Here is a 20,937-nt window from a genome sequence, read left to right as displayed (position 1 = left end):
ATGAGCAGGTCAGCCACCGACGTCATGCATGACGTGATCGTGTCCGCGGTCTTGGACGCGGTCGCCGCGTTCCGCCAAGCGGCGGGAGGCGTGCCGAACGCGCTGGTGCGCGACATCGGCGCGGTGCACCCCAACACCACGCTCGCCGACTTGCCCGAACCCGTGCGCGCCGCGGTCGCCGCCAGCGTGCGCGCCGCCTTCACGCGCCTGCAGAAGGAGGGCTACGCCGTCGCCCCCGCCGCGACCGCCCGCGCCGCCGCTCCGCGCCCGGCCGCCGGCCGACCCGCGCCGCGCACGCCCCGCGGCCCCGGCAAGCCGCCCGTCGTCGAGACGAAGCGCCGCCCGCCCCCGCGCGGCCCCAAGGGCCCGCCGCGCGGTAGCTGAGGGCCATGGCCGACGGTCTCGTCACCGGCTGGAAGCTCGACCGCGCCGAGCGCGAGGAGCTGCTCCGCCGCTTCCCGCCGCGCTGGCCCGACCTGGTCGCCGACCACGTCACGCTCGCCTCCCGCAAGGCGGGGCCCCGCCCGCTTCCCACCGATCGCGAAGGTCTGATCGTCGGCCGCGTCGACGACGGCGATGGCCTGCAGGCGCTCGTGGTCGAGATCGGCGGGACCACCGATCGTCCGGACGGCTCCACGTACCATGTCACATGGTCGCTCGACCGCGCCCGCGGCCGCACAGCGGTCCAGAGCAACGAGGTGCTCGCCCGGCTCGGCTGGGAGGCGCTGCCGGAGCCCGTGCCGGTCACCCTGATCCCGGCGCGATTTTGACCGTGCAACTCTTTCTCGACTGCGACGGCGTGCTCGCCGACTTCGACCGCGCCGCCACCGCGCTGCTCGGCATGCCGCCGCATGATCATCAGCGCCGCTTCGGCCCCGGCAAGTTCTGGGCCCGCATCGGCGCCACGCCCGACTTCTACGGCACCCTACCCCTGATGCCGGACGCTAGGCTGCTGTTCGAGTCCGTCGCGCACCTCCGTCCCATCATCCTCACCGGCTGCCCGCGCGGCGGCTGGGCGGAGGCGCAGAAGGAGCGCTGGGCGGCGCGCCACTTCCCCGGCACGCCGATCATCACCTGCATAGCGCGCGACAAGCGCGACCACGGCCGGGCCGGCGACGTGCTGATCGACGACACGCCCACCCACCGCCACTTGTGGGAAGAGATGGGCGGCGTGTTCGTCCACCACCGCAACGCGGTGAGCACGCTCGCCGAGCTCGCGCGGCTAGGCCTGCCGGTCGCCGCCCCCTCCGCCTGACCGCTTCCGACCCGCCCAGTTGGCCCGCACATTCTCTGCTGCCAGCCGCGCCGTCTCCTCGACGCGCATCGCACGCGTCTTCGCCCGCTTGGCCTGCGCGATCCACTCCAGGATGCCGCGCCTGACCGAGGGCGGAAAGGCGGCGAGGCGCTCGGCCGCGGGCGGGTGCGCGTCGAGCGCCGTCGCCAGATCATCAGGGACGGTCAACGCGTCGACTGCGTCGAGCTTGCTCCAGCTCCCGTCGCGCTTGGCGGCGTCCATCTTGGCGAGCCCCGCCGCGTGCATCAGCCCCGCCGCCTCCAGCGCCGCGACGCGCGCCTTGTTGACCGCCGACCAGCCGCTGCCGCGCTTGCGCGGGCTCATCAGCAGCATGGAGCGGTCCGCGTCGAGCTTGGCGGGCCGGCTGTCCACCCAGCCGAAGCACAACGCTTCGTCGCGCAGCTCGCCATAGGGCACGTAAGGCCCACGCCCCTTCTTCCAGCCGACCAGCCAGACGCTCTCCGCTTGCGCGTGGTGCGCGAGGAGCCACGCCCGCCACTCGGCGCGGGACCGCACCTCGACCCTCGCGCGCCTCGCGTCCGCCTCCGCCGCGCCCATACATGCTGCTCCTATGCGCCTGCCCTCAGCCCCGGTATAGGACCACCATGGAGCAGGTCACGGTCTGGTACGACGGCGCATGCCCGCTGTGCACGCGCGAGATCGCACTGATGCGCCGCCTCGACCGGCGCGGGCGGATCGGCTTCATCGACTTGTCGGACGGCGCGGCCTGCCCGATCGACCGGGCGGCGATGCTGGAGCGGCTTCACGCGCGGGAGGGCGACCGCATGCTGTCGGGCGCGGCCGCTTTCGCCGCCATGTGGCGGGCCATCCCGCTGTTGCGCCCGCTCGGGCTCCTCGCGCGCAACCCGCGGGCGCTCCGCGTGCTGGACAGGGCCTATCTGCGCTTCCTGCGCGTCAGGCCCGCGCTGCAGCGGCTCGCCCGCCGACTCGATTAGCCGCGGGCGGCTATTTGTGGCCGCCGTGACCCTGGTTCTGCTTGTGCCCGGTGCGGCTGTTGCCGCCGTCGTTCTCCTGCTTCTCGTTGCCGCCGCCCCGCGCGTCGCCGGTCTTCGAGTGCTCGCCCTTCTTCTTGTGGTCGGTCATCGTTCAAACTCCTCGTTCAGGAGGTGACCAACGGCTCCCGCGCAGCCGCGTTCCAGGCGGCGACCTCGTCGTCGAAGCGTCGAAGCACCTGAAACTCGCCCATCTCAAGGTCGAACTCGCCTTCCCACTCGAACGTGGCGTTACCCGACAGCGTAACGCGAAGGTCCGCGTCCGCCCGCGCACGCACCGGCCCGCCGCGGTTCCACACGGTGAACCTCGTCCCGAACGGGATGCGCCCCGTCAGCCCCGCCGCTACCGCCGACGCCGCCATCGCGCTCCCGCACGCGTCCGTCAGCCCGACGCCCCGCTCGTGCGTCCGCACGAACAGCCCGCCCGGCCTGACCTCCACGAAGCTGACGTTCGCCCGGTTCGGCAGCCAATCGGGCGCGGCCTCGCAGACCAGCCCCACCCGCACCAACTCCGCCTCGTCCACCCGGTCCACGAAGCACACCAAGTGCGGATTGGGCATCGCCACCGCCGTGAACCGCAGCATGTCCGACAGGGGCGGCACGACCGCGTCGACGATCCGCTCGACGCCCGACCGCATCGGCCAGTCCCGCACGTCCAGCCCCGCCGGCCCTGCGCGCTCCTCGACCGTGTAGACGCCGGGCGCGAGCTCGGCGTCGCGCGCCACCTCCGCCTCGCTCGTGCGCAGCCGCACCCGCGCCCGGTCGAGCCCCGTCGCCTCGAACCCCGCCCGCGCGACGCAGCGCAGTCCGTTGAGGCACGTCTCCGCCTCCGATCCGTCCGCGTTGAACATCCGCATCCCGAACGCGCAGTCGCCGTCGCCCTCGACCAGCAGCAGCAGCCCGTCGCCCCCTACCGGTCCCGCGCGGTCGGCGAGCGCCCGCGCCGCCGCCGCCCACTCCGCGTCCGACAAAGTCAGCGCGCGCGCGTCCACCAGGGGAAAGTCGTTCCCCGACCCGTGGCATTTGGTGAAACGCAGCCTCACGCCGCCGACAGCCGCTGCACGACCGCGCCGTCCTTCGCCACCAGATCGGCGAAGCTCGGCCTGGCCAGGATGTTGTCGAGGTACGATACGGTGCGCGGGTAACGCGTCCCGTCCACCGCCACGCCCACCCAGCCATAGTTCACGAACGGCGAGGCGACCGCGATGTCCGCCAGCGTCAGCCGGTCCTCGACCAGGAACCCGCTGTCGGGCACGCAGCGCTCCAGATAATCGAGGATCGGCGGCAGCTCGTCGCGCTCGGCCGCATCCGCCGCTGCCAGGTCGCCCTCGACCTTCAGGAGCTTGGGCCGCACGAAGCGGTTGCCGAAGAGCTTGCCGCCGACCGCCATCACGATCGTGTCGCCGAACTCCTCGTACCAGATCGCCCGCGCGCGCCCGATCGCGTCGGTCGGGATCAGGTTCGGCTCCGGATGCTTCGCTTCGAGGTACTGGACGATCGCCGTCGAGTCCGAGATCGTGAAGTCGCGCCCGCCGTCCGCGCCCGGATCGCGCAAGGCGGGCATTTTGCGGAAGGGCGACGCCTCTTCGAACTCGTCGCCGCCTCGGCCCATGCCGCCGGGACGAAGCTCGACCTCCACGCCCTTCTCGCGTGCGAACACGACGGCTTTGCGGACGAAAGGCGAGATGGTCGAACCATAAATGATCATCGCGAACCTCGTATTGTTCGAAGAGCCATGTGGGAGGACTAAGGCAAGCGGTAGTGGTCCGCCACCCGATCCAAAGCCAGCGTCAGCACCAGCCGCCCCGCCCTGGCCGGCCACGCCAGCGCCTTCTCCGCCGCGGGCAGCGCCTCGCCCGCGCAGACGACGCGCCAGAGTATGTCGTTGAGCCCCGGTCCGACGGCCGCCATCGTCCCGTCGAACCGGCGCCTGGCCGCGACCTGCGCCGTCGTCGGGTCGAGCCCCTGCCCCACCCCGTCCACGCGCGGGACCCAGCGCATCGTCACGCGCGGCCCGAGCTTCGCCATTTCATAATCACCGCGCAGCCGCTCCCCCGCCTCGAACTGCCGCAAGCTGACGAGCTCGCGCGCCATCAGCCAGGCGAGCGGCGACTCGCGCAGGTTCACCATCACGCTCCGCCCGCCCGCCGTTCTCCGTTCCGCCAACGCCCGCATCACACGCCCTCCTTCGCCCGAGTCGCACCGGGCTTGCCACGACGGCGATCCTGTAGGACAGATGGAAACCACGCTGGTTAGGAGCCGTTTCCTTGATCACCGCCATTCGAGAGGTCCGACGCGCCAAGGGGTTGACGTTGGAGGAGGTGGCGCAGCGCTGCGACCCGCCCACCACGCCGCAGACGATTGGGCGGCTCGAATGCGGCACGCGCACCGTGTCCTTGCCCTGGCTCCGCCGTATCGCCGCGGCGCTCGAGGTCGAGCCCGCCGACCTGGTCAAGTTGCCCGACCGAGTCGAGCTGCCGGTCGCGGCGCTGCTCGACGCCGCCGGGGCGCATGCCCCCCGGCGCGCGCAGGCCGCCCTCCCGCCCGCGCCTACGCCGGGCGCGGTCGCCGTGATGGTGAGCCAGGGTGTCGGCGATTATCGCGCGGGCGACGAGATTTGGTGCGAGACGCTCGGGCCCGATCGCTTCGGCGACGCAATGAACCGCGACGTGCTCGTGCCCCGCCCCGCCGGCCGCTTCCTGTTCGGCCGCCTGATCGGGCGCGAGGGCGGGCGGAAGCTGCTCGTCCTGCCGCCCGGCCACGGGGCGCGCCAGCAAGTCGTGGCCGACCCGCCCTGGGTCGCGCGCGCGGTGAAGCTGGTGCGGGCGCTGTAGCGGAACCGCACCCGGTCGTTTCGGGTTCAACCTGGATCAGTGTTCCAGCGTTCCAGAGGTCCCGTATGCGTCGCCTGCTCGCCCTCTCCCTCCTCCTCGCCGCGCCCGTCTACGCGCAATCCAGCGCGCTCCAGTACGGCCGGGCCCAGCCCATCACCGCCCAGGAACGCCAGCAGGGCGCGCAGGCGAACCAGGGGCTGATCCAGGAATATGGCGGTGCGCTGACGGGCCGGCAGGCGGCTTACGTCGAGCAGATCGGCCAGCGCATCGCGACGCAGTCGGGCCTTTCGAACAGCCCGGGCGCGTTCAACGTCACGCTCCTGAACTCGCCCGTCAACAACGCCTTCGCCATCCCGGGCGGCTACGTGTACGTCACGCGCGACCTGGTCGCGCTGATGAACGACGAGGCGGAGCTCGCCGCCGTCATGGGCCACGAGGTCGCCCACGTCGCCGCGCGCCACTCGCGCTCGCGGCAGACGCGCGCGCAGCGCAACTCGATCCTGGGCGCGCTGGGCCAGCTCGGCCTGGGCGCGCTCTTCGGCAACTCCGGCCTCGGCGGACTCGCCGCGCGCAGCGTGCCCTCGCTGTTCCAGCTCGACACGCTCGGCTTCTCGCGCTCGCAGGAGACTCAATCCGACGACCTAGCCGTGCGCTATCTCGCGTCCGCCAACTACGACCCGCTAGCGCTCTCGACCATGCTCGAGTCCTTGGCCGAGCAGAACCAGCTCCAGGGCGCGCTCCGCGGCGAGGCGCGCTCGCTGCCCGGCTGGGCCAGCACCCACCCCGAGCCCGCCTCACGCATCCGCCGCGCGCAGCAGCAGGCCGCGACGGTTCGCGTCGCTACCCCCACGCGCAACCGCGACGCGTTCCTCGCCGCGATAGACGGCATGATGTACGGCGAGGACCCCAAGCAGGGCGTGATCGAAGGCAACAGCTTCCTCCACCCCAGCCTCGGCATCGCCTTCACCGTGCCCCAGGGCTTCACGATGCAGAACGGCACGGAGGCCGTCTCCATCCAGGGCTCGGGCGGGCAGGCGCAGTTCTCGACCGCGCCCTTCCAGGGCGATCTGGGGACCTATGTCGCCAACGTCGTTCGCGGCCTGGGCGGCGGCGCGACCGGCGCCGCACCCGCGCAGCGCACCACGGTGAACGGCATCCCCGCCGCCTATACGCAGCTCCGTGCGCAGAGCGGCAACACGCCCGTCGACGTGACCGTCTTCGCCTACCAGCTCGCCCCCACCCGCGCGGTCCACTTCGTCACGCTGTCGCAGGCCGGCCGCGGACCCGGCGCGCTGGAGCAGACCTTCGGCTCGCTCCGCCGCCTGTCGTCGAGCGAGGCCGCCCAGATCCGCCCGCGCTACGTCCGCGTGGTCACCGTCGGGTCCCGCGACACGCCCGCGTCCTTGAGCGCGCGCATGGCCTATCCGGACTACCGGCTGGAACGGTTCCTGGTCCTCAACCGGCTCGAACCGAACCAGGCGCTGCGCCCGGGCGACAAGGTCAAGCTGGTCACCTATTGATGCCCCCCCGCCGCCGGATGCTCACGGGCAAGCGCCTCGCCGCCGCGCTGGGCGCGGCGAGCGGGAGCATGATGCTCGGCTCGCTGATCGCGACGCACACCGTGTCGGCGATCAACCCCTTCTACCGCTTCGCGGCCCCGGCCGGGTGGCGCGAGCCCGCCTATGCGCCGCCCGAGCCCACGCGGCCTGCGCCGCCCACCTTCACGCCGATCGGCTGGGGCCCCGACGTCATCGCCGAGCCGCCCCGCGCCGAACCCCCGCCCGCACCCGAACCGGACGCGTTCGACGACTCCGAGCTGCTCGCCGAGCTCGAAGGCCCGCTGCCCCCCTTCGAAGCCGAGCCGACGCCCATGCCCGCCGTCATGCGCATCGAGTCGCCGAGGACGACGGTCTTGAGCGAACCCGAGCCCGCCGAACAGCCCGTGGCGATCGTCGCACCGCCGACGGATTACTGACCGTTCACGCCATCCGCATGGCCGGGCCGAGCAGCATCCACAGCGCCATCGCGACCATGCCGACATTCTCCGTGAGCGACACGAAGCCCAGCGGAACGTTCGAGTCGCCGCCGACGCACGCGCACTTAAGTTCTCGTCGATCGACATACACCGCCTTGAACACGGACGCCGCGCCCACCCCGCCGATGAACAGCGCGACGGGCACCGACACCCAGTCGAGCGCGCCCGCCACCATCAGCACGCCCGCCAGCGCCTCCAGATACGGGTAGAGATAGGCGTAAGGCACCCAGCGTTTGGCGAGCAGGTCGTAGTTCAGGAACATCGTCGCGAACCGCTCGACGTTCTGCAGCTTGAGCACCGCCAGCACGCACATGCTGAACGCCACGAACCACTCGGCCGCGCGCACCGTCAGCGCGGTGCCGAACGCGGCGTGGCTCGCGGCGAGCGCCATCAGCGCGGTGACCGCGAACAGCGCGGCGACGGGGCGGTAGCTCGGCTTCTCGGGGTCGGGCACGCGAAGGCCGAAGAAGCGGCGGAGGTCGTCGTAACCGCCGACGCGCTCGCCGCCGATGAACGCTTGCGGCGTCGTCCGGACGCCGTGCGCCGCCTTGAACGCGTCTACGCGTTCGCGCGTATCGAGCAGATGCTCGACCACCTCGTAGCCGCGCCGCCGCAGGAGGTCCCGCGCCTTCAATCCGTGCGGACATTCGTGGTGGCCGATGGCCATGCGGTACAGGGTGGCGGTCTTCATGGGGGCGCTCCGGGCTTGGTCGATGGTGTCGCCCTACCCACATGGGGTCCGTAGCATGGTACGGAGTCAAGAGGTGGCGCTGACGATCGCGGGGCTGGCGGAAGCGGGCGGCGTAGGCGTGGAGACGGTGCGCTACTACCAGCGCCGCGGCCTGCTGCCCGAGCCCGACCGCGCGCCCGGCTCCGTGCGCCGCTACGACGCCGACGCGGTCCGTCGGCTGCGCTTCATCCGCGCGGCGCAGGGGGCGGGATTCACGCTCGACGAGATCGGCGAGCTGCTTAGTCTCGACGCGACCGAGGACCGCGCCCGCGCGCACGCGTTGGCCGAACGCCGCATGGCCACCCTCGACGCGAAGATCGCGGAGCTGCAGGAAGCGCGGGCGGCGCTCGCCCGCCTGGCCCGGCGCTGCGGCGGAGGCGGCGCGGGCCCCTGCCCGATCATCGAGGCGTTCGAGCCGGAGGATGGTGGGCGCTGACGGGTTCGAACCGCCGACCTACTCGGTGTAAACGAGCCGCTCTACCAGCTGAGCTAAGCGCCCGATCGGCCGAGGCGCGGCCACGACCGCGCCGCTGCGCGAAGCACACGGCCGACCGCGGCCGGCCGGTCGACGCAGTCGAACCGGACCGACGAGGGGTCCCCGCAAAGTACTACTTTGCGGGGTGCCCCGAAGCCGGCGGCTTAGCCGTCGGCCCCGCGCTCCTGCCACCCTATCGTGCGCCGTGCAACCTCAAGCCACGCTCAACCCCGCCCGCTTCACCGCGAGCAGGTACTGGCGCATCCCCAAGCGCGCGACCTCCGTCAGCACCATGAACGCGCGCCGGCGGTCGTTCGCGTCCGGCTTGCGCTGCAGCAGCCCGTCCTCCTGCATCCGCGCGATCCAGCGGAGCGCGGTGGTCGGCGCGACCGCGGCGGCGATGCACAAGCTGGAGACGGAGACGGGCTGGTCCTCCAACTCGGCGGCGTAGAGGTCGAGCAGCATGTCCCAGGCGGGGTCGGCGAACAGGCCGGGCATGAAGAACTCGTCGCGCAGCCGCCTGGACCGGATCGCACGGCGCAGGTCGCGCGGCTCCGCGACGGGCTCGCTCGGCGGCTCCACGCCGAACGCCGCGCCGTTCTCCCCGCCCTCCTCGCGCAGCAGCGGTTCGGGATCGTCCCGTCCGTTGGACGCGCGCAGCAGCGCTTCGATCCGCTCCGGCAGGTCGGGATCGCACAGGAGCTCGACGCCCGCGCCGAGCAGCGACGCCGCGACGACGTCGATCGCCTCGCGGTCGAACGCGGCGACGACGCGGCATCCCCGCTCGACCGCGAAGCGCGCGACGTCGGGCAGCGCGTCAGCAATCGTTTGCTCGTCCGCCCCCTGCGCTTCGATCACCAGCACCGGCCTGCCGGCAATTCGGATTTCCTCGCCCCATCCGAAGGCCGCCACGGAGCATCCGCCCGCGGCGCGCACCGAGGCGTCGCCGCGGGAGACGTCCGATCCGATCAGCACCGCGTCGAAGCGGCGGCCGATAGGCGCGGCGGGTCCTTCCACGGGTCCGTTCGTCCGGGACAAGGGCGCGACAGGCAATCCGAACTCCATCCGGTCCGGAGCAATCTGCATCACCCGAGCGCCTTGACGATCTCCTCGACCATCTTCTTGGCGTCGGCGAGCAGCATCATCGTGTTGTCGCGATAGAACAGCTCGTTGTCGACGCCGGCGTAGCCGACGCCGCCCATCGAGCGCTTGATGAACAGGACCGTTTTGGCCTTTTCCACGTCGAGCACGGGCATGCCATAGATGGGCGAGCTCTTGTCGGTCTTGGCGGCGGGGTTGGTCACGTCGTTGGCGCCGATCACGAAGGCGACGTCCGTCTGCGCGAACTCGGCGTTGACGTCCTCCAGCTCGAACACCTCGTCATAAGGTACGTTCGCTTCCGCCAGCAGCACGTTCATATGGCCCGGCATGCGGCCGGCGACGGGGTGGATCGCGTATTTCACGCGCACGCCCTCCTCCTTCAACCGGTCCGCCATCTCGCGCAGCGCGTGCTGCGCCTGCGCGACCGCCATGCCGTATCCGGGGACGATGATGACCTGCTCGGCCTCGCGCATCAGGAACGCCGCGTCCTCCGCGCTGCCGCGCTTCCACGGCCGGTCGATCGCCTGACTGCCGCCCGTATCGGCGACCGCGCCGAAGCCGCCCGCGATGACGGAGATGAAGCTCCGGTTCATCGCCCGGCACATGATGTAGGAGAGGATCGCTCCGCTCGCGCCCACCAGCGCGCCCGTGATGATCATGGCGGTGTTGTGCAGCGTGAAGCCCATCGCGGCGGCCGCCCAGCCGGAGTAGCTGTTCAGCATGCTGACCACGACCGGCATGTCCGCGCCGCCGATGGGGATGATGAGCAGGAAGCCGATCGCGAACGACAGGACCGTGATCGTCCAGAATACGGCCGGCGACTGGTCGCGCGTGAAATAGGCGATCAGCGCCACGATCGCGGCGAGCACGCCCATGTTGATGACGTGGCGGCCGGGCAGCAGGATCGGCTTGCCGCCCATGTTGCCGTTCAGCTTGAGGAACGCGATCACCGAGCCCGAGAAGGTGATCGCACCGATCGCGACGCCCAGCCCCATCTCGACGCGGCTGACGGGGTCGATGACGGCGAAGGGCTGACCGATCATGGGCGTGACCAGGTCGGCGATCCCGAACGCCTGCGGGTTGAGGTACGCCGCGATCGCGACCAGCACTGCCGCCAGGCCGACGAGCGAGTGGAAGGCTGCGACTAGCTGCGGCATCGCCGTCATCGCGATGCGCTTGGCGGTAGTAAAGCCGATCGCCGCGCCGAGGGCGATGGCGGCGAGGATCTCCAGTGTCGCCGTCCAGTCGATCAGCGCCAGATAGTCGCGGCCATAGGGGACCGAGTAGAATTCCGGATCCGCCCATGTCGGCACGTGTGTGATGAACGTGACCACGACGGCGATCGTCATCCCGATCATGCCAAGGCGATTACCGCGCCGACTTGAGGCTGGGCCCGAAAGCCCCCGCAGCGCAAGTATGAAGCAGATACCCGCGACTAGGTAAGCCAAAGCGATCCAGGGACTAGTACGCACCTCCTCTGGCGCGGAATCCATGCCGCAGTGGTAAATCGTCCCGTTCAACAGCAGATCTTGGCACATCTACTGGCCCTTCTTCTTGTACATGGCCAACATCCGCTCCGTCACCGCGAACCCGCCGAAGATGTTGACGCTCGCCAGCACGACGGCCAGCAGCCCCAGCCACTTCGCCCCCGGCGCGCCCGCCGCCGCGGCCGCGATCAGCGCGCCCACGATGATCACCGACGAGATCGCGTTGGTCACCGCCATCAACGGTGTGTGCAGCGCGGGCGTCACCGACCAGACGACGAAGTAGCCCACGAAGCAGGCCAGCACGAAGATCGACAAGATGGCGATGAAGTCCATGAACTACTCCTGATCCGCTCCGCTTCGATCCTCCCCGGAACGGGGAGGGGGACCGCCGCGAAGCGGTGGTGGAGGGGCGGTCGCGACGAGCGTCACGATCGCGTCGGCTGTCCCATCCGCGTCGCGCAGGATGTCGCGCGCGGGCACGCGCACCACCGTCAGCCTGCGCGAGCGCATGTACGCTTCACGCACCGCATCGCGCGTCGGCGCGCCTGCCGCCGAGTGCGCCTCGCCGTCGACCTCGACCACCAGCTTGGCCGCCGGGCAGTAGAAATCGGCGGTGTAGTCGAGCCCTATCGGATGCTGCCGACGAAACCTGATCCCGAGCGGCGAGCCGCGCAGCCGTTGCCACAGCAGCACTTCGGGGTAGCTCATCTCCCGCCGGAGCTTGCGGGCGCGCAGCACTTCGGGCGGCATCTCGCGTCGAGACGCCCCTCCACCAGCTGCGCTGGTCCCCCTCCCCCTGCGGGGGAGGATCACTGGAGCAACCTCGCCGACACCACCTGCCCACCGCGCGTCAGCCGCACCGCGTCGCCGATCTCGTCGCCGTCGGGCAGCACCGGCCGGCCCTGCTCCTTGTCCCAGAAGGCGGACAGGAAATTAAACAGGTTGCGCGCGTAGAGCGCCGACGCGTCCGCCGCGAGGCGCGACGGCACGTTGCGATGCCCGACGATCCGCACGCCGTGGCGCTCGACCACCTGCCCCGCGACCGCGCCCTCGACATTGCCGCCCTGCTCGACGGCCAAGTCCACCACGACCGATCCCGGCCGCATGCTCGCGAGCTGCGCGTCGGAGACGAGGCGCGGCGCGGGCCGGCCGGGGATCAGCGCGGTGGTGATGACGATGTCCTGCTTGGCGATGTGGCTCGACACCAGCTCGGCCTGTGCGCGCTGGTACTCGGGGCTGGTCTCGCCCGCGTAGCCGCCAGCACCCTCGCCCTCGATCCCCGCCACGCCCTCCACGAAGATCGGCTTGGCGCCCAGGCTCAGGATCTGCTCGCGCGTCGCAGAGCGCACGTCGGTCGCCGACACCACCGCGCCGAGCCTCCTCGCGGTCGCGATCGCCTGCAGGCCCGCCACGCCCACGCCCATCACGAACACCCGCGCGGCCGACACCGTGCCCGCCGCCGTCATCATCATCGGGAACGCGCGGCCGTACTCGGCCGCCGCGTCGAGCACCGCCTTGTAGCCCGCCAGGTTCGACTGCGACGACAGCACGTCCATCGACTGCGCGCGCGTGATGCGCGGCATGAACTCCATCGCCAGCGCCTCGAGCCCCGCCGCGGCGTACCCGTCCACCCGCTCGCGCGCGCCGAACGGGTTGAGCATGGCCACGACCCACGCGCCCGGCTTCGCGCCCGCGAGCGAGGCCGGGTCCGGCCCCTGCACGCCCAGCACCGCGTCCGCGCCGGCCAGCACGCCCGCGCGGTCGCCGACGCGCGCGCCCGCGGCCTCGTAGGCGGCGTCCTCGGACGAGGCGGCGCGTCCTGCGCCCGCCTCCACGGCCAGCTCGGCGCCTAAGCCGACGAGCTTCTTGACGGTCTCCGGCGTCGCGGCGACGCGCTTCTCGCCGTCCGCTCGTTCGGTCAGGACGGCGATCTTCACGATCAGCCCGAGATCAGCCAGATCACGATCGCGGCGATCACCGCCGTCGCGACCGTTCCCCATTTCAACATCGCCATGATGCGGTGGTACGTACGTTCGTGGCTCTTCAGATCGTCGTTATGCGCCATCGGTCCCGTCTGTCCTGAACTCCTGCCGGCGGGGACCTTAGGGCCCTGCCCCCGCCGCCTCAAGCCCGCCGTCCGAACCTAGTCGCGAACAGGTTTAAGCGGGCCTTTACCGACGCCCGCTATTCGTCCGCGTCCAACCACAAGAGGCACGTGGATGACGCGCAACGGCCAGCGCCTGTTATTGCTGATCGACGACGAGCCCGCCCAGCGCCGGCTCGTCGCCGCGCTCGCCGCGCGCGCGGGGTGGCGCACGATCTTCGCGACGCCCGGCGAGCAGGCGATCGCCACGCTCGGCACGCAGGACGGGATGCAGCTCGACGCGATCCTGCTCGACCACTGGGCCGACGATGACGCGGCGGCGGAGCTCATCACCGAGCTGCGCGCGCGCCGCCCGGCGCTCCCCATCCTGGTGCTCACCGCCAATGGTTCGGTCGCCGCCGCCGTCTCCGCGATGCGCGGCGGCGCGACCGACTTCCTCGTGAAGCCCCTCGCGCCCGAACGCCTCATGGCGGCGCTCGAGGCCGCGGTCGCGGGCGACGGCGCGGGCGAGCTGCGCCCCTTGACCGAGAAGATCCCGGCGCTGCTCGCGTTCGACGAGATCGTCGGCTCCGCCCCCCAGTTCCGCGCCGCGCTCGCCATCGCCGCCAAGGCGGCGCGCGCGCGTGTCCCCGTGCTGATCGAAGGCGAATCGGGCGTCGGCAAGGAGGTGGTGGCGGAAGCCGTCCACGCCGCCTCCCCGCGGTCCAAGAAGCCGATGGTCACCGTCAACTGCGGCGCGTTGCCGCCCAACCTCGTCGAGTCGGAGTTGTTCGGCCACGAGAAGGGCGCGTTCACCGGCGCGTTCGAGCGCAAGATCGGTCGCTTCCAGGACGCCGACGGCGGCACCATCCTCCTGGACGAAGTGGGCGAGATGCCGCTGGACGCGCAGGTCAAGCTGCTCCGCGTGCTCCAGTCCGGCGAGGTCCACCCGATCGGCGCGCGCCACGCGCGCATCGTCGACGTCCGCGTCATCGCCGCCACCAACAAGAAGCTTTTGGACGAAGTGGAGGCGGGCCGCTTCCGCGAGGACCTCTACTACCGGCTCAACGTCGTCCAGGTCTCGATCCCGCCCTTGCGCGAACGGACCGGCGACATCCCGGCGCTGACCCGCCACCTGCTCGCGCGCATCGCCAAGCAGCCGGGGCTGAAACCGCTCGGCATCACCGACGAGGCGCTGCAGCTGCTCAGCCATTATCACTGGCCGGGCAACGTCCGCCAGCTCCAGAACGCGCTGTTCCGCGCGGCCGTGCTCTGCGAGGGTGCGGCGCTCACCCGCGCCGACTTCCCCCAGATCGCCGCCGCCAGCTCCCGCGTCGCCGCCGGCCCGGCGGGCGGGCTCGCGACGAGCGGCGGCGTCACGCTGTTCCGCCCCGACGGCAACATGCGCCAGCTGGACGAGATCGAGGCGGACGTGATCCGCCTCGCGATCGGGCATTATCGGGGGCGCATGACGGAGGTCGCGCGCAGGCTGGGGATCGGGCGCTCGACGCTGTACCGAAAGCTCGGCGAGCTCGGGATAGACAATGCGGCGTAGGGCGGCCTAGCGCGCCTCGCGCTAGGACTCGCCCGAGCCCGGCCGGCGAGCGGGCGAGCCCCTCTCGCCCGACTCGTCCGACGACGCGGCTTCGCCGCGGCGCTTACGCCCCCACCCGGATCTCCGTCGCCGTCGGCACGTCCGCCGGCAGCGGCGTGGCCCCCGGCTGCGCGCCCGTGCCCGAAGCGGGGCCGCCCGTCGGATCCGGCGCGGTGGTCGTGCCCGACGCGGGCTGGCCCACCGCCGGCCGCGCCGCGTCCTGCGCGCCCGCGCCCTCGGCGTAAGGCTCCGCCTCGTTCCGCCCGTTGCGCCAGTACGCGAACAGCGCCGCGCCCACGCCCAGCGCCGCGGCGCCGACCGCGAGCGGGGCCGCGTTCGACTTCTTGTCCGCCGAGCCCGGCTCCGTCAGCCCGCGGTGCATCTTCGCCGCGATCGGATCGGGCAGCGACTCGGCGATGAACGCCATCACCTTGTTCTTCGACGTCGGGATCACATGATCCTTGCCCGCCATCATCGCGTCGAAGCCCGCCTTGGCGACGAGCGCCGCGTCGTCCTTCGACTGCGTGCCCGCGGCCGTGTCCATCATGTCGGCGCGACGGAAGAAGTTGGTCTCGGTCGTGCCGGGCATCAGCGCCGTCACGGTCACGCCCGTGCCCTTCAGCTCCTCGCGCAAGGCCTGCGCGAACCAGCGGTCGAACGCCTTGGTGCCCGCATACACCGCCTCGAACGTGCCGGGCATCGTGCCCGCGATCGACGAGGTGAACAGGATGCGCCCCTGGCCCCGCGCGACCATCCGCTGCACGATCGGCTTGGCGAGCTGCACCGCGCCGCGCACGTTCAGGTCGATCATCTTGAGCTCGCGCTGGAGCTCGGTCTCGGCGAACCGGCCGCCCAGCCCGACGCCCGCGTTGATCGCGATCGCGTCCACGTCGCGCCCGCCAATCGCGCCGAGGAGGCTGTCCACGCCCTCCTCGGTCGCCAGGTCGGACGCGTGCGTCGTCACCGTGGCGCCGCCGCCGGTGATCTGCGCGCGCGCCTGCTGCAACTCCGTCGCATCCTCCGCGCTCAGGAGCACGTCGTAACCATTGTCGGCGAACTGCCGCGCCAGCTCCAGGCCGATGCCGCTCGATCCGCCGGTCACGACGGCGAAGGGCTTGGGGGCGAAAGGACGAGTGTCGCTCATGATGCTTCCTCCGATGCCGAATCAGGAAGGCCGGGCGCAACGGGCCCGGTCGGTGGGCAAGCGAACCGACGACGCGCGCGAAGGTTGCGGAAAACAAGGTGAAAGGGGCGTTAGCCAATCCCGGAAAGGCTCAGGCACCCGCTCCCGCGCTAGAAGCGTGGCCCAGGGGGAGCGAAGGAGTGATTCCGATGGAAGGATCGAACGTCCGGCGGCTCCGCGCGAGCCAGCGCTTCAAGCTGTTCCTGCCGACCTGCATGCGGTTGGGCCACGAGCTCGTGCACTGCAACATCCTCGACCTGTCGGTGTCGGGCGCGCTGGTCACCGCGACCAGGCCCGCCGCGATCGGCGTAACCGTGTTCCTGCGCGTCGGCGACCGCGCCCGCGCCGCGCGCGTGGTGCGCCGCGACGGCCGCCAGTTCGGCGTCGAGTTTGCCGTGCCGCTCACCGCCGAGGAAGTCGGGGCGTTGGTCCAAGCGGATCGGAGAAGCGCCGTAGCGTAGGTCGCCTTCTGGTCGACGCGGCCCTTCCCGAGCCGCACCGCCCGTGCTGAAGCGGGTGCATGCCCCGCTTCACGCACCGCACCGCCCTCGTCACCGGCGCAGCCTCAGGCATCGGTCTCGCCACCGCCGAGCGCCTCGCCGCCGACGGCGCGGCGCGCCTGATCCTGGTCGACCTGGACGAGGCCGCGCTCGCCCGCGTCGGCCTTCCCTGCGCCGTCGTGCGCGCGCCCGGCGACGTGCGCGACGAGGCGTTCTGGGACGCGCTCGACCTCTCCGGCCTGAACCTGGCGGTGGTCAATGCGGGCGTCGCCGGGGCCGCGCCGTTATCCGACCACCCGTTCGATGAGTGGCGGCGCATTCTGTCGATCAATCTCGACGGCGCGTTCCTGACGATCCGCGCCGCGATGCGCGCGATGCACGAGCGCGGCGGCGCGATCGTCGCCGTCGCGTCCGCCGCGGGCCTCAAGCCCGAACCGGGCGTCGCCGCTTATGGCGCGTCCAAAGCGGCGCTCCTCCACCTCGCCCGCGTCGCCGCCAAGGAAGGCGCGCCCCGTCGCATCCGCGTGAACGGCATCGCGCCCGCCGGCGTGGAGACGCCCGTCTGGGACGTCGTCCCCATGTTCGCCGACCGCGCCCGCGCCATCGGCCGCGACGCGGCGTTCGCGGAACTCGCCGCGCTGGCGACGCCGCTCGGCCGCTACGCCAAAGCGGAGGAGGTGGCGGAGCAGATCGCGTTCCTGCTGTCGGACGCCGCGGCTACGATCACGGGCGCGACGCTGGTGAGCGACGGGGGTTATCTGCTCTAGCGCAGGGCGGCTTGCGCCGCCTCGGCGCAAGACTCGCCCAAGCTCGGCCGACGGGGGTCCCCGCAAAGTATTACTTTGCGGGGTGCCCCGTCCGCGCGGCCCCAGTCCGCGCGTGTCGATCGACGACGCGGCTTTGCCGCGGCGTGGGTGGGGAAGTCACTACCGCCGCGGCGAAGCCGCGTCGTCGGTCCTCACGGTGTGAGGCCGGCCGGGCTTGGGCGTCTCGTAGCTAGCTCGCGCTAGCTACGTGCGCCCGGCGCCTACCACAGCACCCCCTTCACCGGCTTCAGCGGCTCCGGCGCCGGGTCCCCGATCGCCTCCAGCAGGTCGATCTCGATCGTCCGGCACATCGCGCTCATCGGCACGTCGTGGACGCTGTCCGCGAACGGATCGACCAGGTCGTCGCCGATCTGCAGCACCGCCAGGAACATCAGCCCCGCCAGCGTCGAGCCCACGGGCGTCGCGATCCCCAGCGTCTCGACGAGCCCGATCGGCAGCACGAAGCAGAACAATCGCGTGAAGAGCTGCGGAAAGAAGCGGTACTGGTTGGGCAGCGGCGTATTCTTGAGCCGCTCCATGCCCCCTTGCGCGTTGGCGATGTCCACCAGCACCGACTCCATCGAGGCCTGCTGGATCGAGTCGATCCACCCCCGCTTGCGCGCGTCCTCGATCCTACGCCCCGTCCCGTCGAGCAGGCCGTTGGCGACGTTGGTCCGTCGTAACGCCGGCTCCGCCTCGCCGCGCGACAGGAAGCGCAGCAGCTCGCCCTCGCGGAAGTCGACATGCTGGCGCAGCTGGCACCGGAGCGCGTTCACATAGGCCACGTGCCGAAGCACGATCGACCGTTTCAGGTCGCGCGCGTCCGGATCGGGCAAGAAGTTGCGCGCCTGCCGCGCCAAGCTCCGCGACGCGTTGATCATCGCCCCCCACAGCACGCGCCCCTCCCACCAGCGCTGATAGGCGGAGTTGTCGCGGAACCCCAGGAACAACGCCAGCGCCGTACCGAACAGCGTCAGCGGCAGTTCCGGCGCGCGGAAGGGCGACCAGATGTAAAAGCCGGTGACGAGGCAGTCCCAGACAAACAGGACCAGCAGCGGCTTCCAGACGTCGTGGACGATCTTGGTCAGCCGTGGGCGGGCATCGACGATCATGCGCGCAGGGCGGCTTGCGCCAGCAGGCTGGCGCAAGACTCGCCCAAGCGCGGCCGGCCTCGCTTTAGCGAGGTTCGACGACGCGGCTTCGCCGCGGCGCAGGCGATCTGGGATGCGGAGCCCCTCATCATCGCGCCGAACGCGCCCGTGATGTTTTGGATGCCGACCAGCTGAGCGAGCAGCGCCGCGGCGGAGCCGCGTCGTCGACCCTAGCTGAAGCTAGGCCGGCCAGGCTCGGTCGTCTCGCGGCTACCTCGCTAGCCGCGTGCGACCAGCGCCTGATCCCGCATCCCTCGCCAAACCCGCAGCGCCTGCACCGTCTCGAACACGTCGTGCACGCGCAGCAGCTGCACCCCCGCCTGCGCTCCCGCCAGCGCCAGCGCGACCGAGCCGCCCAGCCGCCGCTCGACCGGCGCTTCGTTCGACAGCGCGCCGATCATGCGCTTTCGGCTCGCCCCCAGCACGAGGGGGCAGCCCAGCCCGTGGAACATCTCGAGCCCGTTCAGCAACGCGAGATTGTCGGAGAGCGACTTGCCGAAGCCGATGCCCGGATCGACGATGATCCGGTCGCGCGGCACGCCCGCGGCCGCCACCGCCGCCACGCGCGCCTCCAGCCAGTCGAACACCTCCGTCAGCACGTCCACATAGCCGCTGCCGCCGTGCGGCCCCTTCTCCGGTTCGGGCGAGTGCATCAGCACCACGGGGCAGCCCGCATGCGCGACCACCTCCAGCGCGCGCTCGTCCCACAACAGCGCGGACACGTCGTTGACGATCGCCGCGCCACCCCTGAGCGCCGCCTCCATCACCAACGCCTTGCGCGTATCGACCGACACCAGCGTCCCCGCCGCCGCGAGCCCCTCCACGACCGGCTGGACGCGCCGGCGCTCGTCCTCTTCCCATATGGGCTGCGCGCCGGGCCGCGTGGACTCGCCGCCCACGTCGATCACCGCCGCGCCGTCAGCCGCCATGCCCACGCCCGCCGCGACCGGGTCGGCCCCATGCTCGCCCGTGTGCCGACCGCCGTCGGAGAAGCTGTCGGGCGTGACGTTGAGGATGCCCATGACTTGGCTCTGGTCGAACCGGAGCGTGCGGCTCCCCAGCTGCAGCGCCGGCCTGGGCGCGGTGATCGCGCGATGCAGCGCCGCCGCGCGCTCGTCCTCCGCCCACAAGGTCCGCTCGAACTGGGGGATCGAGACGGTGCGCTTGGCCCCGCCCTCCGTCACCTCATAGGCCGCGAACCACTGCATGCCCCCCGCCAGCCGCGCCACCTCCCCGTCGCGCCCCACGGGCGTGTCGACGAACTGCACGGGGCGGAGGTGGAGGGGGGACGCCATAAACTACCGTTCGCGCTGAGCCTGTCGAAGCGCCGTCCTTGCTCTCCTCACAGCAAGAAGAACAGCCCTTCGACAAGCTCAGGGCGAACGGGAGGGCGCTTCAAGGTTGAGTGGCGAGCAAGTACGTCTGCCGCAGCTCGTCGATCGGCTTCAGCCCGTCCGCGCCCTCGTAGTGCCAGAAGATCCACCCGTTGCACGCCGGCGCGCCCTGCAGCGTCGAGCCCAGCTTGTGGATCGACCCCACCTGCCCGCACGCGCTCATCAGCGATCCGTCCGCGCGCACTGTCGCCGACCAGCGGCGCTTCGCGTCGGTGATCACCGATCCGGGCGCCAGCATGTTCGTCTCGACCAGCTTGCCGAACGCTACCTTGGGCGCGGCCTTGGGGCTCTGCATGGTCGCCAGCGCCGATTCGTCCAGCGGCAGCGCCGCGTCGATCCGCTCGACGGCGGCCGCGCAATATTCCGGCTCGCGCTCGATCCCGATCCAGCGCCGCCCCAGCCGCTTCGCGACCGCGCCCGTCGTCCCCGTCCCGAAGAACGGGTCGAGCACCACGTCGCCCGGCTTGGTGCACGCCAGCAGCACCCGGTACAGCAGCGCTTCGGGCTTCTGCGTCGGATGCACCTTCACGCCGCCCTTCTTCAGCCGCTCTGCGCCCCCGCAGATCGGGAACTCCCAGTCCGAGCGCATCTGCAGCTCGTCGTTCAGCGTCTTCATCGAGCGGTAGTTGAACGTGTACTTCGACCCTTCGCCCTTCGACGCCCAGATCAGCGTCTCGTGCGCGTTGGTGAAGCGCGTGCCCTTGAAGTTCGGCATCGGGTTGGCCTTGCGCCACACGATGTCGTTCAGGATCCAGAAGCCGAAATCCTGCACCGCCGCGCCCACGCGGAAGATGTTGTGGTACGACCCGATCACCCAGATCGTGCCCGTGTCCTTGAGCACTCGGTGCGCCTGCGCCAGCCAGCCGCGCGTGAACGCGTCATACGCGGCGTAGCTGTCGAACTTGTCCCAATCGTCGTTGACCGCGTCGACGTGGCTGCCGTCCGGCCGGAACAGCTCGCCGCCCAGCTGCAGATTGTAGGGCGGATCGGCGAAGATCATGTCGACCGACTTGTCGGGCAGCGCCTTCATCGCCGCGATGCAGTCGCCCATGACGATCTGGTCGAGCGGCAGCGCGTCGCTAAGCGCTAGGCGCGAGTCTTCCCATGTCGCGCGACCGAGCCGCGCGATCGTATCGATCGCTCCCATGACGTCCCCACCCGTGTTGAGCCCCACCATCCCCGCCGACCCCGGATTCCGTCAAGCGGGCATTGGTTAACGACGCGGGTTGAGATCGCGTTAATGGGGCGGAACGTCGC

The 20,937-nt window shown here is 71.2% G+C and carries 27 protein-coding genes and 1 tRNA gene; 11 read left to right on the top strand and 17 right to left on the bottom strand.

What is annotated here, in order from left to right; genetic code table 11:
• From CKY28_RS08570 to CKY28_RS08560, 3 genes are read left to right on the top strand one after another with little or no spacing between them, the layout of a single operon-like run.
• The gene (locus CKY28_RS08570) at positions 1–384 is read left to right on the top strand and encodes a hypothetical protein (protein ID WP_095997931.1); all 384 of its coding nucleotides are present in this window, start codon (positions 1–3) and stop codon (positions 382–384) included.
• A gap of 5 nt (positions 385–389) precedes the next feature.
• Complete coding sequence (locus CKY28_RS08565) at positions 390–770, top strand: hypothetical protein (RefSeq protein WP_095997930.1); 381 nt, start codon at positions 390–392, stop codon at positions 768–770.
• 2 nt (positions 771–772) lie between these two features.
• Positions 773–1,255 carry an HAD family hydrolase gene (locus CKY28_RS08560; protein ID WP_095997929.1) on the top strand — a complete coding sequence of 161 codons (483 nt, stop codon included), beginning with the start codon at positions 773–775 and terminating at the stop codon, positions 1,253–1,255.
• On the opposite strand, the gene CKY28_RS08555 is transcribed toward CKY28_RS08560, so the two are convergent.
• A complete protein-coding gene (locus tag CKY28_RS08555) occupies positions 1,223–1,852 on the bottom strand; it encodes a YdeI/OmpD-associated family protein (RefSeq protein WP_095997928.1) in 630 nt (209 codons plus the stop codon). The two genes, CKY28_RS08560 and CKY28_RS08555, sit on opposite strands and share 33 nt — an antisense overlap.
• A 47-nt stretch (positions 1,853–1,899) precedes the next feature.
• On the opposite strand from CKY28_RS08555, the gene CKY28_RS08550 reads away from it, so the two are divergent.
• Entirely contained in the window at positions 1,900–2,250 is a 351-nt protein-coding gene (locus tag CKY28_RS08550; protein ID WP_095997927.1) for a thiol-disulfide oxidoreductase DCC family protein, read from the top strand.
• Positions 2,251–2,260: 10 nt separating this feature from the next.
• Here the strand turns inward: CKY28_RS08550 and CKY28_RS18650 are convergent, their stop codons facing one another.
• From CKY28_RS18650 to CKY28_RS08535, 4 genes are read right to left on the bottom strand one after another with little or no spacing between them, the layout of a single operon-like run.
• Positions 2,261–2,398: a hypothetical protein gene (locus tag CKY28_RS18650; protein ID WP_176473023.1), complete on the bottom strand. Its 138-nt coding sequence runs from the start codon at positions 2,396–2,398 to the stop codon at positions 2,261–2,263.
• Positions 2,399–2,414: 16 nt separating this feature from the next.
• The gene (gene dapF / locus CKY28_RS08545) at positions 2,415–3,350 is read right to left on the bottom strand and encodes a diaminopimelate epimerase (RefSeq protein ID WP_095997926.1); all 936 of its coding nucleotides are present in this window, start codon (positions 3,348–3,350) and stop codon (positions 2,415–2,417) included.
• Positions 3,347–4,015, bottom strand: coding sequence for a glutathione S-transferase family protein (locus CKY28_RS08540; RefSeq protein WP_095997925.1), 669 nt, complete (start codon positions 4,013–4,015; stop codon positions 3,347–3,349). Before CKY28_RS08540 ends, dapF begins: the two co-directional genes overlap by 4 nt.
• A 38-nt stretch (positions 4,016–4,053) precedes the next feature.
• Positions 4,054–4,482 (bottom strand): DUF6456 domain-containing protein, encoded by a 429-nt coding sequence (locus tag CKY28_RS08535; RefSeq protein WP_095997924.1) that lies wholly within the window; start codon positions 4,480–4,482, stop codon positions 4,054–4,056.
• A 92-nt stretch (positions 4,483–4,574) separates the two neighbouring features.
• On the opposite strand from CKY28_RS08535, the gene CKY28_RS08530 reads away from it, so the two are divergent.
• From CKY28_RS08530 to CKY28_RS08520, 3 genes are all read left to right on the top strand, one after another.
• On the top strand, positions 4,575–5,141 hold the full coding sequence (locus CKY28_RS08530) for a helix-turn-helix domain-containing protein (RefSeq protein WP_095997923.1): 567 nt from the start codon (positions 4,575–4,577) through the stop codon (positions 5,139–5,141).
• A gap of 65 nt (positions 5,142–5,206) precedes the next feature.
• Positions 5,207–6,661 carry a M48 family metalloprotease gene (locus CKY28_RS08525; RefSeq protein ID WP_095997922.1) on the top strand — a complete coding sequence of 485 codons (1,455 nt, stop codon included), beginning with the start codon at positions 5,207–5,209 and terminating at the stop codon, positions 6,659–6,661.
• Complete coding sequence (locus CKY28_RS08520) at positions 6,661–7,116, top strand: hypothetical protein (RefSeq protein ID WP_141243884.1); 456 nt, start codon at positions 6,661–6,663, stop codon at positions 7,114–7,116. The genes CKY28_RS08525 and CKY28_RS08520 overlap by 1 nt, the downstream gene beginning before the upstream one ends.
• Positions 7,117–7,120: 4 nt before the next feature.
• Here the strand turns inward: CKY28_RS08520 and CKY28_RS08515 are convergent, their stop codons facing one another.
• Positions 7,121–7,867, bottom strand: a complete 747-nt coding sequence (locus tag CKY28_RS08515; protein ID WP_245841726.1) for a MauE/DoxX family redox-associated membrane protein — start codon at positions 7,865–7,867, stop codon at positions 7,121–7,123.
• A 55-nt stretch (positions 7,868–7,922) separates the two neighbouring features.
• On the opposite strand from CKY28_RS08515, the gene CKY28_RS08510 reads away from it, so the two are divergent.
• Positions 7,923–8,342 (top strand): MerR family transcriptional regulator, encoded by a 420-nt coding sequence (locus tag CKY28_RS08510; protein ID WP_176473022.1) that lies wholly within the window; start codon positions 7,923–7,925, stop codon positions 8,340–8,342.
• Here CKY28_RS08510 and CKY28_RS08505 read toward each other — a convergent pair.
• The 7 genes from CKY28_RS08505 to CKY28_RS08475 form a co-directional block, all read right to left on the bottom strand.
• A tRNA-Val gene (locus CKY28_RS08505) sits at positions 8,330–8,405 on the bottom strand. The genes CKY28_RS08510 and CKY28_RS08505 overlap by 13 nt on opposite strands.
• Before the next feature lie 189 nt (positions 8,406–8,594).
• Complete coding sequence (locus CKY28_RS08500; protein ID WP_095997919.1) at positions 8,595–9,398, bottom strand: helix-turn-helix domain-containing protein; 804 nt, start codon at positions 9,396–9,398, stop codon at positions 8,595–8,597.
• 68 nt (positions 9,399–9,466) lie between these two features.
• Complete coding sequence (locus tag CKY28_RS08495; RefSeq protein WP_176473021.1) at positions 9,467–10,975, bottom strand: NAD(P)(+) transhydrogenase (Re/Si-specific) subunit beta; 1,509 nt, start codon at positions 10,973–10,975, stop codon at positions 9,467–9,469.
• 45 nt (positions 10,976–11,020) lie between these two features.
• Positions 11,021–11,302 (bottom strand): NAD(P) transhydrogenase subunit alpha part 2, encoded by a 282-nt coding sequence (locus tag CKY28_RS08490; protein ID WP_095997917.1) that lies wholly within the window; start codon positions 11,300–11,302, stop codon positions 11,021–11,023.
• A 3-nt stretch (positions 11,303–11,305) separates the two neighbouring features.
• Positions 11,306–11,719 carry an endonuclease domain-containing protein gene (locus CKY28_RS08485; RefSeq protein ID WP_095997916.1) on the bottom strand — a complete coding sequence of 138 codons (414 nt, stop codon included), beginning with the start codon at positions 11,717–11,719 and terminating at the stop codon, positions 11,306–11,308.
• A 59-nt stretch (positions 11,720–11,778) separates the two neighbouring features.
• Complete coding sequence (locus CKY28_RS08480) at positions 11,779–12,906, bottom strand: NAD(P) transhydrogenase subunit alpha (protein WP_095997915.1); 1,128 nt, start codon at positions 12,904–12,906, stop codon at positions 11,779–11,781.
• A gap of 2 nt (positions 12,907–12,908) precedes the next feature.
• Positions 12,909–13,034, bottom strand: coding sequence for an aa3-type cytochrome c oxidase subunit IV (locus CKY28_RS08475; protein WP_095997914.1), 126 nt, complete (start codon positions 13,032–13,034; stop codon positions 12,909–12,911).
• A gap of 154 nt (positions 13,035–13,188) precedes the next feature.
• Between CKY28_RS08475 and CKY28_RS08470 the strand changes: the two genes are divergently transcribed.
• The gene (locus CKY28_RS08470; RefSeq protein ID WP_095997913.1) at positions 13,189–14,607 is read left to right on the top strand and encodes a sigma-54-dependent transcriptional regulator; all 1,419 of its coding nucleotides are present in this window, start codon (positions 13,189–13,191) and stop codon (positions 14,605–14,607) included.
• A gap of 103 nt (positions 14,608–14,710) precedes the next feature.
• Here the strand turns inward: CKY28_RS08470 and CKY28_RS08465 are convergent, their stop codons facing one another.
• Positions 14,711–15,790, bottom strand: coding sequence for an SDR family NAD(P)-dependent oxidoreductase (locus CKY28_RS08465; RefSeq protein ID WP_095997912.1), 1,080 nt, complete (start codon positions 15,788–15,790; stop codon positions 14,711–14,713).
• Positions 15,791–15,978: 188 nt separating this feature from the next.
• On the opposite strand from CKY28_RS08465, the gene CKY28_RS08460 reads away from it, so the two are divergent.
• Both CKY28_RS08460 and CKY28_RS08455 read left to right on the top strand, forming a co-directional pair.
• The gene (locus CKY28_RS08460) at positions 15,979–16,290 is read left to right on the top strand and encodes a PilZ domain-containing protein (protein WP_095997911.1); all 312 of its coding nucleotides are present in this window, start codon (positions 15,979–15,981) and stop codon (positions 16,288–16,290) included.
• A gap of 59 nt (positions 16,291–16,349) precedes the next feature.
• Entirely contained in the window at positions 16,350–17,096 is a 747-nt protein-coding gene (locus CKY28_RS08455; RefSeq protein ID WP_095997910.1) for an SDR family NAD(P)-dependent oxidoreductase, read from the top strand.
• A 260-nt stretch (positions 17,097–17,356) separates the two neighbouring features.
• On the opposite strand, the gene CKY28_RS08450 is transcribed toward CKY28_RS08455, so the two are convergent.
• From CKY28_RS08450 to CKY28_RS08440, 3 genes are all read right to left on the bottom strand, one after another.
• Positions 17,357–18,247, bottom strand: coding sequence for a bestrophin family protein (locus tag CKY28_RS08450; protein WP_095997909.1), 891 nt, complete (start codon positions 18,245–18,247; stop codon positions 17,357–17,359).
• Positions 18,248–18,504: 257 nt separating this feature from the next.
• Positions 18,505–19,581, bottom strand: coding sequence for a dihydropteroate synthase (gene folP, locus CKY28_RS08445; protein ID WP_095997908.1), 1,077 nt, complete (start codon positions 19,579–19,581; stop codon positions 18,505–18,507).
• Positions 19,582–19,681: 100 nt separating this feature from the next.
• Entirely contained in the window at positions 19,682–20,827 is a 1,146-nt protein-coding gene (locus tag CKY28_RS08440; protein ID WP_095998565.1) for a site-specific DNA-methyltransferase, read from the bottom strand.
• Between the last annotated feature and the right edge of the window lie 110 nt (positions 20,828–20,937).

The sequence above is a fragment of the Sphingomonas lenta genome (genome assembly GCF_002288825.1).
In the GTDB taxonomy this organism is placed as follows: domain Bacteria; phylum Pseudomonadota; class Alphaproteobacteria; order Sphingomonadales; family Sphingomonadaceae; genus Sphingomonas; species Sphingomonas lenta.
Note: the sequence above shows the minus strand (reverse complement) of the source record. Positions and strands in the feature narration are given on the sequence as shown.